Source organism: Microbispora hainanensis, assembly GCF_006874475.1.
In the GTDB taxonomy this organism is placed as follows: domain Bacteria; phylum Actinomycetota; class Actinomycetes; order Streptosporangiales; family Streptosporangiaceae; genus Microbispora; species Microbispora hainanensis.
In genome coordinates this window covers 1-14,369 of record NZ_VIRM01000025.1, presented here as the reverse complement: position 1 = coordinate 14,369, position 14,369 = coordinate 1, and the positions used below count along the sequence as shown (strand labels likewise).

Annotated in this window: 15 protein-coding genes; 9 read left to right on the top strand and 6 right to left on the bottom strand. The window is 72.7% G+C overall.

Features of this window, described 5'->3' with window-relative positions; translation table 11 throughout:
* Positions 1-3 precede the first annotated feature (3 nt).
* Positions 4-1,509, bottom strand: coding sequence for a PucR family transcriptional regulator (locus FLX08_RS20540; protein ID WP_142620503.1), 1,506 nt, complete (start codon positions 1,507-1,509; stop codon positions 4-6).
* Positions 1,510-1,603: 94 nt separating this feature from the next.
* Between FLX08_RS20540 and FLX08_RS20535 the strand changes: the two genes are divergently transcribed.
* The 8 genes from FLX08_RS20535 (at position 1,604) to FLX08_RS20500 (ending at position 8,630) form a co-directional block, all read left to right on the top strand.
* The gene (locus FLX08_RS20535; protein ID WP_030510660.1) at positions 1,604-2,053 is read left to right on the top strand and encodes a nucleoside deaminase; all 450 of its coding nucleotides are present in this window, start codon (positions 1,604-1,606) and stop codon (positions 2,051-2,053) included.
* Positions 2,050-3,006: an isopenicillin N synthase family dioxygenase gene (locus FLX08_RS20530; protein WP_142620502.1), complete on the top strand. Its 957-nt coding sequence runs from the start codon at positions 2,050-2,052 to the stop codon at positions 3,004-3,006. Before FLX08_RS20535 ends, FLX08_RS20530 begins: the two co-directional genes overlap by 4 nt.
* Complete coding sequence (locus tag FLX08_RS20525; protein WP_142558480.1) at positions 3,003-4,391, top strand: purine-cytosine permease family protein; 1,389 nt, start codon at positions 3,003-3,005, stop codon at positions 4,389-4,391. Before FLX08_RS20530 ends, FLX08_RS20525 begins: the two co-directional genes overlap by 4 nt.
* Positions 4,392-4,551: 160 nt before the next feature.
* Positions 4,552-5,271, top strand: a complete 720-nt coding sequence (locus FLX08_RS20520) for a helix-turn-helix domain-containing protein (RefSeq protein ID WP_167530501.1) — start codon at positions 4,552-4,554, stop codon at positions 5,269-5,271.
* 30 nt (positions 5,272-5,301) lie between these two features.
* Entirely contained in the window at positions 5,302-6,714 is a 1,413-nt protein-coding gene (gene rimO / locus FLX08_RS20515; protein WP_142620500.1) for a 30S ribosomal protein S12 methylthiotransferase RimO, read from the top strand.
* On the top strand, positions 6,711-7,529 hold the full coding sequence (gene pgsA / locus FLX08_RS20510; protein ID WP_142620499.1) for a CDP-diacylglycerol--glycerol-3-phosphate 3-phosphatidyltransferase: 819 nt from the start codon (positions 6,711-6,713) through the stop codon (positions 7,527-7,529). The genes rimO and pgsA overlap by 4 nt, the downstream gene beginning before the upstream one ends.
* Positions 7,526-8,020, top strand: a complete 495-nt coding sequence (locus FLX08_RS20505; RefSeq protein WP_142620498.1) for a CinA family protein — start codon at positions 7,526-7,528, stop codon at positions 8,018-8,020. Before pgsA ends, FLX08_RS20505 begins: the two co-directional genes overlap by 4 nt.
* 253 nt (positions 8,021-8,273) lie before the next feature.
* Positions 8,274-8,630 (top strand): helix-turn-helix domain-containing protein, encoded by a 357-nt coding sequence (locus FLX08_RS20500; protein ID WP_142620497.1) that lies wholly within the window; start codon positions 8,274-8,276, stop codon positions 8,628-8,630.
* Between the two features lie 354 nt (positions 8,631-8,984).
* Here FLX08_RS20500 and FLX08_RS20495 read toward each other — a convergent pair whose 3' ends face one another.
* From FLX08_RS20495 to FLX08_RS20480, 4 genes are all read right to left on the bottom strand, one after another.
* Positions 8,985-9,272 (bottom strand): VOC family protein, encoded by a 288-nt coding sequence (locus FLX08_RS20495; protein ID WP_208761567.1) that lies wholly within the window; start codon positions 9,270-9,272, stop codon positions 8,985-8,987.
* Positions 9,273-9,322: 50 nt separating this feature from the next.
* Complete coding sequence (locus tag FLX08_RS20490; RefSeq protein ID WP_142620496.1) at positions 9,323-10,108, bottom strand: DNA-formamidopyrimidine glycosylase family protein; 786 nt, start codon at positions 10,106-10,108, stop codon at positions 9,323-9,325.
* 34 nt (positions 10,109-10,142) lie between these two features.
* The gene (locus FLX08_RS20485; RefSeq protein WP_079311982.1) at positions 10,143-10,607 is read right to left on the bottom strand and encodes an RrF2 family transcriptional regulator; all 465 of its coding nucleotides are present in this window, start codon (positions 10,605-10,607) and stop codon (positions 10,143-10,145) included.
* 87 nt (positions 10,608-10,694) lie between these two features.
* Positions 10,695-12,683 (bottom strand): endonuclease/exonuclease/phosphatase family protein, encoded by a 1,989-nt coding sequence (locus FLX08_RS20480; RefSeq protein ID WP_142620495.1) that lies wholly within the window; start codon positions 12,681-12,683, stop codon positions 10,695-10,697.
* Between the two features lie 232 nt (positions 12,684-12,915).
* On the opposite strand from FLX08_RS20480, the gene FLX08_RS20475 reads away from it, so the two are divergent.
* The gene (locus FLX08_RS20475; RefSeq protein WP_142620494.1) at positions 12,916-14,094 is read left to right on the top strand and encodes an ROK family transcriptional regulator; all 1,179 of its coding nucleotides are present in this window, start codon (positions 12,916-12,918) and stop codon (positions 14,092-14,094) included.
* 49 nt (positions 14,095-14,143) lie between these two features.
* On the opposite strand, the gene FLX08_RS20470 is transcribed toward FLX08_RS20475, so the two are convergent.
* Positions 14,144-14,369, bottom strand: a 226-nt coding sequence (locus FLX08_RS20470) for a multicopper oxidase domain-containing protein (RefSeq protein ID WP_167530500.1), incomplete at its 5' end; no start/stop codon positions are given.

Below are 14,369 nucleotides of genomic sequence, written 5' to 3'. Positions count from 1 at the left end.
ACCTCAGTGGCCTGCGACCCGGTGGGCGGCGGTGGCGAGCAGCAGGGCGGCGTGCGCGCCGGGGTCGGTCACCGGGTGGCCCAGCAGCGTCTCGATGCGATGCAGCCGCTGGTAGAACGTCTGCCGGCCGAGGTGCAGCGCGGCGGCCGCCCGGGTCGCGCTGCACCCGTGCAGCAGGAAGACCTCCAGCGTGCCGACGAGGTCGGTCCGGTGGGCGGTGTCCCAGTCCACCAGCGGGCCGATGGTCCGCCGTACGAGCTCGGCGGGGTGCCGGGTGTCGGCATGCCGGGTGAGCTCCAGCTCGAGGGCGAGCGCGCGGGTGGTGACGAGCCGGGCGTCCCGCCGCAGCCCGAGCGCGGCCCGTGCGTCCCGCAGCGAACCGCCCAGCTCGGCCAGGCCGGTCGCGGCGTGCCCCACGGCGACTCTGAGCTGGGGGGTGTGCAGCCGCCGCAGCGCCTCCTCCAGCGCCTGGGCGGCCGCACCGGCGGCGTCCGCCACCGCCACCGGCACCGCGAGGGTGCCGAGCACCAGCCGGCCCACCCGCCCGCGCAGGGCGGTCGTGTGCAGGATGTGCGCGGCCCGGTCGAGTACGGCGAGCGCGGCCGCCGTCTCCAGGGCGTCCACGGCCACGCCCACCAGCAGGTGGGCGGGCCCGGTGGGCAGGCCCGCCATGACCGCCCGTACGCCGGGGTCGGCCTCGGCCGTGCCCTCGATGAGGTCCCGCAGCAGCGCGGACGCCTGGCGGTCGCGCTCGCTCGGCGGACTGCCCGTCCTGAGCATGGCGAGGGCGAGGGCGACGGCCGTCCGCTCCAGCGCGATCGCCAGGTCGTCGGCGGGCAGCGCCGAACCGGGGCCGGCCACCAGCCGCCCCCAGGGATGGCCGTGGAGGGTGACCGGTGACTCGCAGACCGCACGCTCAGCCGCGCGCCAGGCGTCCCTGTCGCTGCCCACGCCGTGGGCGGCGACCAGCGCGCCGCTGGCGGACAGCAGCATCAGCGGGGCCCCCACGACCTCGGCTCCGGTCGCCAGCACCCCGGCGACCCCGGCGCCGGCGATGAGCGCCTCGTTGAGGGCACGGGTGGCCGAGTCGCCCACCCGCAGCCGCCGGCTCGCGTAGTCGACGATCAGCGTGTTGACGTGCTCGGTGATCCGGATGAACGGGACGACCGCGTGCAGGGCGATGAACGGCAGTTCCTGCCTGCCGGCCTCCTCCACCAGCTCGCGCGGCGTCTCGGGGAACGTGCGGCCGAGTTCGAGGGCGACCCCGGCCACGCCCCTGGCGGCGATCTCCCGCAGGTAGTGCCGCCGCGCCCCCGCGTCGGTGCCGGCCAGGCCGAGCCCGGTCGTCAGCAGCAGCTCGCCGCCGGTGAGCAGGGGGCCGATCTCGTATATCTCGCTGGAGTGCACCCATCGGACCACCCGGTCGAGCGCACCCTCCCCGGCGAGGACCTCCGGCCGGGCCTCCCGCAGCACCTCGAAGGACAGCAGCTCGCGCAGGGTCAGAGGCATCGGTGCACCCCTATACGGATCGTCCGTTAAGGGTCGTCATAGTACGGACGTTTCGTCCGTTCCCGAAGGCCCCGCCCGGAGGGATAGTGAGCGCATGACAAGCGACGCCGCCATGCTCAGCGTGGCCCTGGAAGAGGCCAGGAAGGGGTTCGCCGAAGGCGGCGTGCCCGTCGGCGCGGCCCTGTTCGGTCCGGACGGCCGCCTGCTGGGGCGCGGGCGAAACCGCCGGGTCCAGGACGGCGACCCCTCGGTGCACGGGGAGACCGCCGCCTTCCGCGACGCGGGCCGCCAGCCCTCCTACCGCGGGACCACCATGGTGACCACCCTGTCGCCGTGCTGGTACTGCAGCGGCCTGATCCGGCAGTTCCGCATCCCGCGCCTGGTGGTCGGCGAGTGCCGCACGTTCATGGGCGCGCACGAGTGGCTCGCCGAGGCCGGGGTGGAGGTCGTCGTGCTCGACGATCCGGAGTGCGCCGGGCTCATGACGGCCTTCATCGCGGCCAACCCGGCCGTCTGGAACGAGGACATCGGAGATGAGGCATGAATTCGGTTCCCGTCGTCGACCTGACTCCCTGGTTCTCCGGTGAGGCGGACGGCCGGGCGCGGGTGGCCGCCCAGGTCGACGCCGCGCTGCGCGAGATCGGCTTCCTGCTGGTCACCGGGCACGGCGTGCCGGCCGCGCTGCGCGAGGACGTGCGCGCCGGGGCCCGGCGGTTCTTCGCCCTGCCACCCGAGGTGAAGCAACGGTACGCCGCCACGGTCGGGGAACGGGGCTGGCTGCCGCCGGGCGTCGAGGCCAACGGCTACGCCGAGGGCACGCCCACCCCGCCCGACCTCAAGGAGACCTTCGCCGTGGGCGCCGACCAGCCGATCGGCGTCCCGGAGATCGACGCCGACTGGTTCCTCGCCAACGTCTGGCCGTCCGAGGTGCCCGAACTCCAGGTGCTGCTCACCCGCTACCTGGCGGAGATGCGCTCGCTGGCCGGCGAACTCCTGGTGGTCTGCGCGGCCGCCCTGGGGATCGAGGAGGACTTCTTCGCCTCTCGGGCCGACCACCCGTCGTACACGATGAACATCAACCGCTATCCGCCGCTGTCGCAGGTGGGCGAGCCGGAGCCGGGGCAGTTCCGGATCGGGCCGCACACCGACTTCGGCACCGTGACCGTGCTCGACCGGCAGCGGGGCGTCGGCGGCCTGCAGGTCTACACGCTCGACGGCGAGTGGATCGACGCACCGTTCGTGCCGGACTCGTTCACGATCAACATCGGCGATCTGCTGGCCCGCTGGACGGGCGACCGCTGGCGCTCCACGCGGCACCGGGTGCTCCCGCCCGACCCGTCGGCGCCGGACGAGGAGCTGATCTCGCTCATCTACTTCTACGAGTGCAATCCGCTGGCCGAGGTGGAGTCGCTCGGCCCCCCGATCGGCCGGGTCTCCTACGAGCCCGTCCGCGCGTCCGACTACCTCCTCGAGAAGCTGAGGGCGATCACCGTATGACAGTTCTGGAACCCCCCGAGGTCGCCGTACGTGAGGGCCGGTACGGCGACAAGGTCGCCGCGATCGAGCCCGGCGGCATCGAGTTCATCCCCCTCTCCGAGCGCCACGGCAGGCCCCGGCAGCTCTTCTGGACGTGGACCTCGCCGAACCTGGAGTTCGCCACGATCTTCCTCGGGGTTCTCGCCGTGGCGGCGTTCGGGCTCGGCTTCTGGCAGGCCGTGCTCGCCGTCGTCGTGGGCAGCGGCCTCGGGGCCCTCACCCACGGCGTGCTGTCGGCCAGGGGCGTGAGCGCGGGACTGCCGCAGATGGTGCTCGGCAGGCTGCCGTTCGGCTATTGGGGCAACGTCATCCCCTCGGCGTTCAACTCCGTCGCCGCCGGAATCGGCTGGTTCGCGGTCAACAGCGTGAGCGGCGCGCTCGCGCTGAACACGCTGACCGGCCTGCCGGGCTGGGCCTGCCTGCTGATCGTCGTCGCGGTCATGGTGGCGCTCGGGTTCTTCGGCCACAACCTCGTGCAGGCCTTCGAGAAGTACGCGTTCCCGGTCCTCGCGGTGATCTTCGCGGTCACCTCCGTGATCATCCTGTCGAAGGCCCAGCCGGGCTACGCGGGCAGCGGGGGAGGGCTGGGCGGCTTCCTGCTGACCGTGGGCGCCACGTTCGGCTACGCGGCCGGCTGGAACCCGTACGCCGCCGACTACACGCGGTATCTTCCGCAGGACGCGAGCAGGCGGGCCACCGGCCTGTCGGCGGGCCTCGGCGTGTTCGTGTCGTGCGTGCTGCTGGAGGTCGTCGGCGCGGCGTCCGTGACGATCGGGGGCGGCGACGCCCTCGGGCAGCCCACCTCGGCGTTCACCGGCCACCTGCCCGCGCTCGTGGCGAACCTGACGCTGCTCGCGATCGCCCTCGGGGCCGTGTCGGCCAACGCGCTCAACGTCTACTCGGGCGCGATGTCGCTGCTCGCCCTCGGCGTACGGCTGCCGCTGACGATGCGCCGGGCCATCGTCGCGCTGGCCTGCGGCGTGATCGGCTTCGCGGTGGCGCTTTCGGGCCTGGAGGACGCCGGGCACAAGTACGAGGCGTTCCTGCTGGTCATCGCGTACTGGATCGGCCCCTGGCTGGGCGTAGTGCTGACGGACATGCTGCTGCGGCGCGGCCAGGACGTCCGCGCGCTCGAACCGCTCATGTTCGACCGGCGGCACGCCAACTGGGCCGGGCCCGTCGCGATGGTCGCGGGGGTCGTCCTGTCGGTCTGGCTGTTCTCCAACCAGGAGCAGTACGTCGGCCTGGTGCCGCGGAGCGTGCCCCAGGTGGGGGACATCGCGTTCGAGGCCGGGTTCCTCATCTCCGCCGGGCTCTATCTCGCGCTGAAGCCCCTGCGGCGCTGAACACGCCCCGGCCGCTCCCCGTGCGTACTCTCCGTGAACATTTGACACACCCTCGGGTACCCATCGTAGCCAGTTACTGATTGAATGTGACTAACTACGCATTGTGGGGCGAGCTGCAAGCTCGGACAGGGGGGCGTGACCAATGAGCGTTGGTGCTGTTTTGGCCGAAGCCCGTGAGCGCGCCGGGCTGACCGTGCGTCAGCTCGGCGAGCGCACGCGGATCCGCGAGACCGTGATCGAACGCTTCGAGCGCGACGACTTCTCGGTGGGCGACTTCTACGCGCGCGGGCACATCCGGACCATCGCCTCCGACCTCGGACTGGACGCGGACGAGATCCTGCGGCAGTACGAGCAGGAGAACGCCGACATCGCGTCACCGGTCAAGGCCTCGGCGGTGTTCAGGGGCGATGTGGGCGAGCGGGCCCGCAGGGCCCCGGGCTGGACGAAGGCCGTCGCGGTCGCCGTGGCCATCGTCGCGGTCGTCGTCATCGCGCGGATGCTCGGGGACTCCGGCGAGAAGGCCGGCACGACGGCCGCCCAGCTTCCGGTGACCGCGCCGCACCAGCACGCGCGTCACGAGAAGGGCCACGAGAAGAAGACCCTTGAGGAGGCCTTCGGGCCCGGCACGGTGGTCGTGAAGGTCACCGCGCGCAAGCCGTCGTACCTCAACGTGCGGGACGCCAAGGGCAAGGAGATCTTCCAGGGGACGCTGCCCGAGGGGAAGACCTCGACCTATTCGACGAAGGACCGCATGCGGGTGACCATCGGCGACGCGGGGGCGGTGCGGCTTGAGGTCAACGGAAAGGACCTCGGCACGCCCGGCAAGGACGGCCAGATGATCCGGCGGACCTTCGAGGCGGGCGGCCCGAGTCCCCGTTAATCGCCGACTGCCGATACCGTAGTTCGCATCATGTCTTCTCGCCGAACCGTATCGCTGATCACGCTGGGCTGCGCCCGCAACGAGGTCGACTCCGAGGAGCTGGCCGCGCGGCTGGAGGCCGCCGGCTGGCACACCGATGACGACGATCCCGACGTCGTCGTCGTCAACACGTGCGGCTTCATCGATTCGGCGAAGAAGGACTCCATCGACACGCTGCTCGCCGCGGCCGACTCGGGCGCGAAGGTGGTGGCGGCGGGCTGCATGGCCGAACGGTACGGCGCGCAGCTCGCCGACGCCCTGCCCGAGGCGACCGTCATCTCCTTCGACGACTACGCCGAGATCGGGGAGCGTCTCGACGACGTCATCGCGGGCAGGCCGCTGGTCCCGCACTCCCCGCGGGACCGCCGCACGCTCCTGCCCATCACGCCGGTGGAGCGCTCGGCCGCCCAGGCCCACATTCCGGGTCACGGCCAGGGGGACCCGCTGCCGGAGGGCGTCGCCCCCGCCAGCGGCCCGCGCACGCTGCGCAAGCGGCTCGGCTCGGGCCCGGTGGCCTCGCTGAAGCTCGCGTCGGGCTGCGACCGGCGCTGCACGTTCTGCGCGATCCCGGCCTTCCGCGGCTCGTACGTCTCGCGCCGCCCGGAGGACCTGCTCGCCGAGGCCGCCTGGCTGGCCGGTCAGGGCGTCAAGGAGCTCGTGCTGGTCAGCGAGAACTCCACGTCGTACGGCAAGGACCTGGGCGACCTGCGCGCGCTGGAGAAGCTGCTGCCCCCGCTTGCCGCGACCGAGGGCATCGAGCGGGTGCGGGTCAGCTACCTGCAGCCCGCCGAGCTGCGGCCCGGGCTGCTCGACGTGATCGCCTCCACGGAGGGGGTCGCGCCCTACTTCGACCTGTCCTTCCAGCACGCCAGCGGCACCGTGCTGCGGCGGATGCGGCGCTTCGGCGACCCCCAGCGGTTCCTCGACCTGCTCGCGCAGATCCGCGACCGCGCGCCCGAGGCGGGCATCAGGTCCAACTTCATCGTGGGGTTCCCGGGGGAGACCCAGGAGGAGTTCGACGAGCTGGTGGCCTTCCTCGAGTCGGCAAGGCTCGACGTCATCGGCGTCTTCGGCTACTCCGACGAGGAGGGCACCGACGCGTACGGCTTCGAGGGCAAGCTCGGCCAGGACGTGATCGACGAGCGGGTCGCGACGCTGACCGAGCTCGCCGAGGAGCTGACGGCCCAGCGGGCCGAGGAGCGCATCGGCGACGAGCTGCAGGTCCTGATCGAGGAGGACCTCGGCGACGGCGGATACGAGGGCCGGGCGGCACACCAGGGTCCCGAGGTGGACGGCGCCGTCACGGTGCAGGGGATCGGCCTGGTCCCCGGGCAGATCGTCCAGGCGGTCGCCGTCGACTCCGAGGGAGTCGACCTCATCGCCCGGATCAAGGCAGGCACATGACGGAGCGCGGTGAGCCGCCGATGGACGTGGCGGGCCCGGGGGAGATGACACCGGAGTCCGCGGCGCCGCCGGTCGCCGCCGTGCCCGCCGCGCCGGTGGCGATCCCGGCGCCCGCTCCGGGTGTCCCGCTGGCGGGGCAGGGCGTCGCCGGGGAGCCGGGCTCCGGGGCCCTGACCGGCGATCGTACGGCCGCCGAGCCGCCGTCCACGGGAGAAGGCGCAGGAGAAGGCGGCGGGGATGGTGCCGGGGAAGGCGTGGTGCACCGGGTCAGCACCTGGAACATCGCGAACGTCCTGACCATCGCCCGGCTGGCGATCGTCCCCGTCTTCACCGTCTTCCTGTTAGTGGAGGGGGAGGGCTGGAGGCTGGCGGCCCTCGGCGTCTTCCTGCTCGCCTCCCTCACCGACCAGCTCGACGGCTGGCTCGCCAGGAAGTACGCGCTGATCACCGACTTCGGGAAGATCGCCGACCCGATCGCGGACAAGGCCCTGATCGGCGCCGCGTTGCTCAGCCTGTCGTACCTCGGCGAGATCCCGTGGTGGATCACCCTGGTGATCATCGCCCGCGAGGCGGGGGTGACGCTGCTGCGCTTCCTCGTGATCCGGCACGGGGTCATCCCGGCCAGTTACGGGGGCAAGGTGAAGACCGTGTTGCAGATCGTGGCCATCGCGCTCTACATCGTGCCGGCGGTGCCCGACGTGATCAGGTGGGTGGCCATGGGTCTCGCCCTGGTGATCACGGTCGGGACCGGCGCCGACTACGTGGTGAGGGCGGTGCGGCTGCGCCAGGTGGCGAGGAGCGCGCGAAGCCGATGAGGGGCGTGGCGAGCGAGGTGCTGTCCCTGCTGGTGCGCCAGGGCGCGACCGTCGCCGTGGCGGAGTCGCTCACGGGCGGCCTGATCGGGGCCACGATGACCGGTCCGATGGGCGCGTCGGCCGCCTTCCGGGGCGGGGTGATCGCCTACGCCACGGACCTGAAGGCGAGCCTTCTCGACGTGCCGTCCGACCTCCTGGACCGGGAGGGAGCGGTGCATCCCGACGTGGCCGCGGCCATGGCCGCCGGCGTGCGCAAGCTCGCCGGCTCCGACTACGGCCTGGCGGTGACCGGGGTCGCCGGCCCCGATCCGCAGGACGGCAAGCCGGTCGGCACGGTCCACATCGCCCTGGCGGGACCGGGAGAGCGGCTCTGGCACCGCGACCTGCGGTTGACCGGAGACAGGGACGGGATCAGAACAGCCACGTGCCAGGAGGCGTTGAGGCTGCTGGAAGGTGTGCTGAAGGCAAATTCGGGGGAACATCTGGGGTGATTACCGCGTTACGTCCCCAGCGAACATGCTCGCCTCGGTCTGCCGCGGTGTCGCCCTCTACAGGTACGGTGGAGCTGTGAGTGAGGTCCGTGAGCCAAAGGCGAGGAGCAAGACAGGCGCACGCCCGGCGAAGGGGCCGAGCGAACCGATGATGACGGCGAGGCGTATGTACGAAGGGCAGATGAAGAAGGGGCGACATGAGCCCACCGCGAGAGGCGTCGTGAAGGCGCCCCCCTTGGGGAGGGAGCGACAGATGATCCTGCTGCGTCAGCTGCTCGGTGACGTACTGCGGCGGCTGAGGGTGCGGCAGAATCGCACCCTTCGCGAGGTCTCCACTCTGGCGCGTGTCTCACTCGGCTATCTGTCCGAGGTCGAGCGCGGCCAGAAGGAAGCCTCCTCCGAGCTGCTCGCCTCGATCTGCGGCGCGCTCGGGGTGCCGCTGTCCCAGGTGTTGCGTGAAGTCTCCGACCAGTTCGCACTGGCCGAGCTGCAGGCAGCCCCCGTGCTGGCAGATGTGCCCGAGCACGAGCGCCTGCCCATCCCCGAAACCGTCCCCGCGGGTCCGGATTTCGAGGGTTTCCCGGAGGTCAAGGACATGGTCGCCGCCTAGGCGGCGTCTCGACGCCCCGCCGCGCCGGCGGACGGCGTCTCCGCGACCTCGCCCGATTGTCCCCGTAGGCCCCATAAGACACGGCCCGATAGGGCACGCCCGGCACGAAGGCCAGGGCGTGGCCCCCGCGCCCGCAGTCCGGGTCGACCCGGACCCGGGTGCCCAGCCCCGATCCCAACGGGTGGGCGCCTGGCCCCCGCGGGCCCGTTTCCGTATCGTGCGGCCCGTTCCGCCCGTTCGCTTTGGTGTGGCCCCGTTCCCGACGCGCCCACCAGGCTCCGTCTCTGTTCCGTGCGGCCCGCCCCTGATGGTGTCGCCGGTTTCTGGTGCGCGCCCGCTTCCGGCCGCCCGCGATCACGATGCGTGGATCTCGACCACCCTGCCGTCCGGGTCGGTCATGAGGTGCCGTCCGGGCTCCAGCCGCGGCTCGGCGGCGGCGCCGTCCACGTGGAGGCCGAGCCGTACGGATCCGGTCCTGCGCTCGGCGGTCGCCGGATACAGCTCGAACACGGTGCCGTCGGCGAGGACGGCGGCGTAGTGCCGCGGGCCCTGGCCGTGCCGTTCCGGGGTGAACCCGAGGCCGAGTGCGCCGTAGAAGGCGCGGCACTCCTCCAGCCGATCGGTGTACAGGACGAGCAGCATGACGCGGGCGCCGGTGGGCGGCACGGGATCCCCTTTGTGTGTACCGGTTCTCAGTCGCGCTGGCAGGCGGGGCACCAGTAGATGAGCCGCTCGGCCGGCTGCGGTCCCATCTCCCCCCGGCTGATCGGGCTGCCGCAGTGGTGACAGGGGCGGCGTGCCCTGCCGTAGACGAGCAGCGACCGCCCGGGGCGCGGGTCGCCCGTCGTCACCGGGAGCGGCGCGTCCTTGCTCGCGTCCATCAGGCGGTGGGCGACGGAGACCAGCGCCTCCAGCTCGTCCGGCGGGATCGACCCCACCGGACGCCACGGCGACATCCGCGCGGCGTACAGCGTCTCGGCCCGCCAGATCGTGCCGATGCCCGCCAGGTCGCGCTGGTCGAGCAGCGCCTCCCCGATCGACCGCTGCGGGGCGCGCAGCAGGTTCCGTACGGCGAGGGCGGCGTCCCAGTCCGGCCCGAGCAGGTCCGGGCCGAGATGCCCCACGACCCGCTCCTCGCGGTCGGTCGGCACGAGGTCGACCATCCCCAGCCGGGTGCCGACCGCCTGCCACTCGATGTTGGCGAGGATCAGCCGGACCACGTCGCCCCTCGGCGCCGGACGGCCCGCCGGCCCCACGCGCCAGCTTCCCTCCATGCGCAGGTGGGTGTGGACGGTGAGCCCGCCCTCCACCCGGGTCAGGAGGTGCTTGCCGCGCGAGACCGTCGTGAGCACGGTCCGCCCGCGCAGATCGGCGGTGGCATACCGGGGCACCCGGAAGTCGCTGCGGGTCAGCCTCCGGCCGTCGAGGGCCTGCCTGAGCCGCTTGGCGGCCCGATAGACGGCGTCACCCTCCGGCACGGCTCTCCTCCCGCGAGGATCGGGTACAGGCGGCTCACACAGGCATGTGCGAGTCCCACGCCGCCGGGTCGGCGGCGAGCTCGGTCACCCGGGGCGGCAGCTCGCCCTTGGCGATCTGCTCCAGGGTGACCTCTTCGAGGATGGCCCGCTCACTCGCCCGCAGCGCGATCCACACCTGCTGCAGCGCCTGGGCGGCGCCCTGGTATCCGACGTGCTCGGGCCGCTCGCCCCGCACGTTGGCCAGAGGTCCGTCCACCGCGCGGATCACGTCGGCGAGCGAGATCTGACTGGCCGGCCGTGCCAGGACATAGCCCCCCTCTGGGCCCCGCTGCCCGCGCACCAGTCCGGCGCGGCGCATCTGCAGCAGGATGTTCTCCAGATATTTGGGGGGCATCTCCTGCTCCTTGGCCAGCTCGCCCACCGTGGTGGGTCCCTCACCCGCCGCGGCGAGTTCGGCGGCGGCACGGAGGGCGTAGTCGACACGGGCAGAAAGTCGCATGTAGTCGATTATCCCGCCTGGTTGGCATCGGTAGGACGCCCGCCTGCCATCAGGGCCCGGCCGGGCCCTGATTTTCCGGCCGCAGACCTAATCCAGCCGGAGCCGTACGACGAGCGGGAGGTGGTCGGAGTACGGCACGCGCGGCGCCTCGGCCGCCACCGCGGTGAGGCCGTCCGAGATCAGCACGTGGTCGATGCGCCGCACGGGGGCGTCGGCGGGAGAGGTCGGCGGGTCGCCGAGTGCCCGCAGCGGATCGGACAGGCCGGCGGCCTCCAGCACACGCATCTGGGGGTCGGACGGCGTCGTGTTGAGGTCTCCGGCCACGATCACCGGTCGCGGGCCGGCCCCGGCGGCGCCGGACGGGAGGGTGTCCGCGGCGAGCCGCCGGGCGATCGCCGCCACCTCGGGCGCCTGCCCGCGCGGCTCCTGCAGGTGCGTGTTGACGATGCCCACCTCACGGTCGCCGATCTTCAGCACGATCGACTGGGCCTGGGCGCCGGTCGGATAGCCGCGCCGTCCGAGCCGGGTCGAGCCGATCTCGGCGACGGGCAGGTTCGTGAGCAGCGCGTCACCCCAGAGGCGGTCGGCGGCGGGGGCGAAGTAATAGCGCATGCCCAGTCCGCGGGCGATCCGCGCCAGGTCGTCGTGCCCGCCGTTCAGCAGCCAGCCCCGGTCGACCTCGCTCATCAGCACCACGTCGGGACGCCGCGTCGCGGCCCAGGCGGCCATGCGGTCGAGGTCGAGCCGCCCGTCGAGCCCGAAGCCCATCCGGATGTTGTACGCCACGAGCGTGAACTCGTTCCCGGCGATCGTTTTCGTCGCGGGCGGCGACTGCCACGTGAGGAGGCCGGTCAGGAGGGCCGCCGCAAGCCCGATCACCACCCATCGGCGCGGCACCCGCCTCGTCGGGACGGCCTGCTGCCGCGGGCCTCTCCCGAAGGCGACGGCGGCGACCAGGACGGCCACGGCCACCGGGACCAGTGCGTTGGGGAAACCCAGATCGGCATCGAAGGCCGCGTAGTAGAGGAACGCCCCGACCAGGAACACGAGCATCCCGCCCAGCGCCGCGACGCCCCCGCGCCCGCCTGTGCTTTCGGTGGCTGTGCTTTCGGCGGCGGTGTCCGCTTGGCGTCCGGCGGCGCCGGCGCAGGCCCCGAGGGCGACCGTCGTCACGAGGGCCGGCACGCCCGGCACACCGGCCTCGGCCGCCGCCACCCCGGCGACGAGGAGGACCCCGGCCACCCGGCCCGACAAGACGATCCGGCCCCACGACGCGATCCGGCCCCATGACACGGGCCGGCCCGACGACACGGCCCGGCGGAACGACGCGGTCCAGGCGCAGACGACGGCCGCGCACAGCGCCGCGGCCTGGAGCGTGACCGCCAGGGCGGTGACGGGCGCACCATGCTGCCCGGTGTCCTGCGCGAGCACGGCCGCGCCGCCGCAGTACATGCCCGCGAGCATGAGCACCGGGCCGAAGACGAACCACACGGCCGCCGGGGCGGTGACGGGCGACGCGGGCGATAGCCGTACGGACCAGAGGAAGGCGGCGCAGAGCGCGACGACGGTGATCCAGGGGAGCGGGCCGTCCCGCCAGACGAGGTCCACGCGGTCGAGAGCCAGGTGGAGGATCGACGAACCGGCCAGGCCGCCGATCAGCCCGGCAGGCACCCAGGCGCCCGCAGTCGTCCGCGCGCAGCCGTAGAGGAAGACCAGGCCCGCCGTGACCCCGGCGGAGGCGAGCAGGAGCTGGGGCGTGCCTCCGTCCGCGGCCTGGAGGCAGAGCCGGGCCGCGACGAGCGCCACCGCGCCCACCGCTCGGACGATCCGGGGCGACGCGAGCCGCGCCGCGGGGACGGCGGCGAACGGCAGGACGAACCACAGCGCGGCGTACATTCCCATGTCGGCGGGGGCGGTCTCGCCCGCTCTGCCGTACAGGGTGATGAGGGACGGCAGGAACACCCGCATCACGTCGATCAGGAGCACGACGCCCGTCACGAGCATGACCAGCGGCCACGGGGGAGCGGGAAGTCCGCGGGCCGGTGGGGTGTGCGGTTGCCTGGCCGTCTCGGTCATGGCGCTCCCTTCGGGCTCATATGAGCCATCCTCGTGAAAGATGGGAGCGTTACCAATACGTTCGACCTGGGGCGTTCCCCGCACGTGCCGGCTCGCTAAGCTTGCTGGAAACCTTGTTGTTCATTCACGGGCGCACATGGTCGAAGCGCCGCCGGGGGCCGAGCGAACCGGAGAGGCGTGGGTGGGCGCACCGACGGCGAGCCGGAGACTTCAGACGATGGGAAGCAGGAGCATGGAGCGACGTCCTGGCGTGCCCCGGCTGCTCCGGGAGATCAACGACCGGGCCGCCCTGGAACTGCTGCTCGCCTCGGGTCCCCTGACCCGCGGCCGGATCGGGGAGCTCACCGGCCTGTCCAAGGTCACCGCGTCCCAGACGCTGGCGCGTCTGGAGGAGCGCGGCCTGGTGGAGGTCGTGGGGGAGCAGGCGGGCAACCGGGGACCCAACGCCGCGCTCTACGGCGTGATCGCCTCCTGCGCCTACGTCGCGGGGCTGGAGGTCGGCCCCGGCCGGGTGTCGGCGGCGATCGCCGACATCAACGGCGACGTGGTGGCCGAGGTGACGGCCTCCCCCGAGGGACAGGACGACCCGGTCTCGCTGGTGCACTCGGCCGTGGTGAAGGCGTGCAGGAGCGCGAAGGTGGCGCTGTCGCGGCTGCGCGGCGTGGTCATCGGCACGCCCGGCGTCGTCGATCCCCGCACCGGCGACGTGCGGTTCTCCTTCGACCTGCCGCAATGGCACGAGGGCATCCACGAGGCGCTCGCGCGCGACCTGCGCAGGGACGTCACGATCGAGAACGACGTCAACCTCGCCGCGATCGCCGAACGCGCGAAGGGCTCCGCCCGGGAGGTGGACGACTTCGTGCTCGTGTGGGTGGGCCGGGGCATCGGCCTGGCCGTCGTGCTGGGCGGACGGCTGCACCGGGGCCGGTCGGGCAGCGCGGGGGAGATCGGCTACCTCCCGGTGCCCGGGGTGCCGCTCGCCGACGACGTCAGGGCGGTGCCCGGGCGCCTGCCGTCCCTCGGGGGCGGCCTGCAGTCGCTGGTCAGCTCCGAGGCCGTCACCGAACTGGCCCGCGGGCACGGCTTCGCCGGAGACACCGCCGCCGACTGTGTCACCGCGGCCGTCGCGGCCGGGACCGTGGGCGAGCCCCTGCTCGACGAGGTCGCCTCGCGGCTCGCCCTGGGTGTGGCGTCGGTGTGCGTGGTGCTCGACCCCGGCCTCGTGGTGCTGGCCGGAGAGGTCTGCCGCGCCGGTGGGGCGGCGCTGACCAGCCGGGTGGAAGAGGCGGTCGCACGCATCTGCCCCGTCCCCCCGCAGGTCGTCACGAGCCAGGTGGAGGGCAACCCGGTGTTGCGCGGCGCCGTCCTCGCCGCGCTCGACCAGGCCCGCGAGGAGATCTTCACGGCATAGGGAGTGCTCCCGGCCGAAGTCCCGATCCGGACGTGCGACGGCGTCGCCGTTACGAGCCGTCCATGGAGTGGCCCGGCATGTCGCTCATCGAGTGGCCCTGCATGTCGCTCATGGAGGGACTCGGCGTCCCGCTCGCCGAGTGACCCGGCATGTCGTCCATGGAGTGGCCCGGCACGTTCCCGTTCGCGTCGGTCACGATGAACATTCCGGCCATTCCCATGTCGGAGTGGCTTTGTACGTGGCAGTGGTACATCCACATTCCCGGTCCGACTTGC

Excerpts from the sequence above, each read along its gene's own strand:
- FLX08_RS20540 (WP_142620503.1), bottom strand. The coding sequence starts at position 1,509 with ATGCCTCTGACCCTGCGCGAGCTGCTGTCCTTCGAGGTGCTGCGGGAG.
- FLX08_RS20535 (WP_030510660.1), top strand. The coding sequence starts at position 1,604 with ATGACAAGCGACGCCGCCATGCTCAGCGTGGCCCTGGAAGAGGCCAGG.
- FLX08_RS20530 (WP_142620502.1), top strand. The coding sequence starts at position 2,050 with ATGAATTCGGTTCCCGTCGTCGACCTGACTCCCTGGTTCTCCGGTGAG.
- FLX08_RS20525 (WP_142558480.1), top strand. The coding sequence starts at position 3,003 with ATGACAGTTCTGGAACCCCCCGAGGTCGCCGTACGTGAGGGCCGGTAC.
- rimO (WP_142620500.1), top strand. The coding sequence starts at position 5,302 with ATGTCTTCTCGCCGAACCGTATCGCTGATCACGCTGGGCTGCGCCCGC.
- pgsA (WP_142620499.1), top strand. The coding sequence starts at position 6,711 with ATGACGGAGCGCGGTGAGCCGCCGATGGACGTGGCGGGCCCGGGGGAG.
- FLX08_RS20505 (WP_142620498.1), top strand. The coding sequence starts at position 7,526 with ATGAGGGGCGTGGCGAGCGAGGTGCTGTCCCTGCTGGTGCGCCAGGGC.
- FLX08_RS20500 (WP_142620497.1), top strand. The coding sequence starts at position 8,274 with ATGATCCTGCTGCGTCAGCTGCTCGGTGACGTACTGCGGCGGCTGAGG.
- FLX08_RS20495 (WP_208761567.1), bottom strand. The coding sequence starts at position 9,272 with ATGCTGCTCGTCCTGTACACCGATCGGCTGGAGGAGTGCCGCGCCTTC.
- FLX08_RS20485 (WP_079311982.1), bottom strand. The coding sequence starts at position 10,607 with ATGCGACTTTCTGCCCGTGTCGACTACGCCCTCCGTGCCGCCGCCGAA.
- FLX08_RS20480 (WP_142620495.1), bottom strand. The coding sequence starts at position 12,683 with ATGACCGAGACGGCCAGGCAACCGCACACCCCACCGGCCCGCGGACTT.
- FLX08_RS20475 (WP_142620494.1), top strand. The coding sequence starts at position 12,916 with ATGGAGCGACGTCCTGGCGTGCCCCGGCTGCTCCGGGAGATCAACGAC.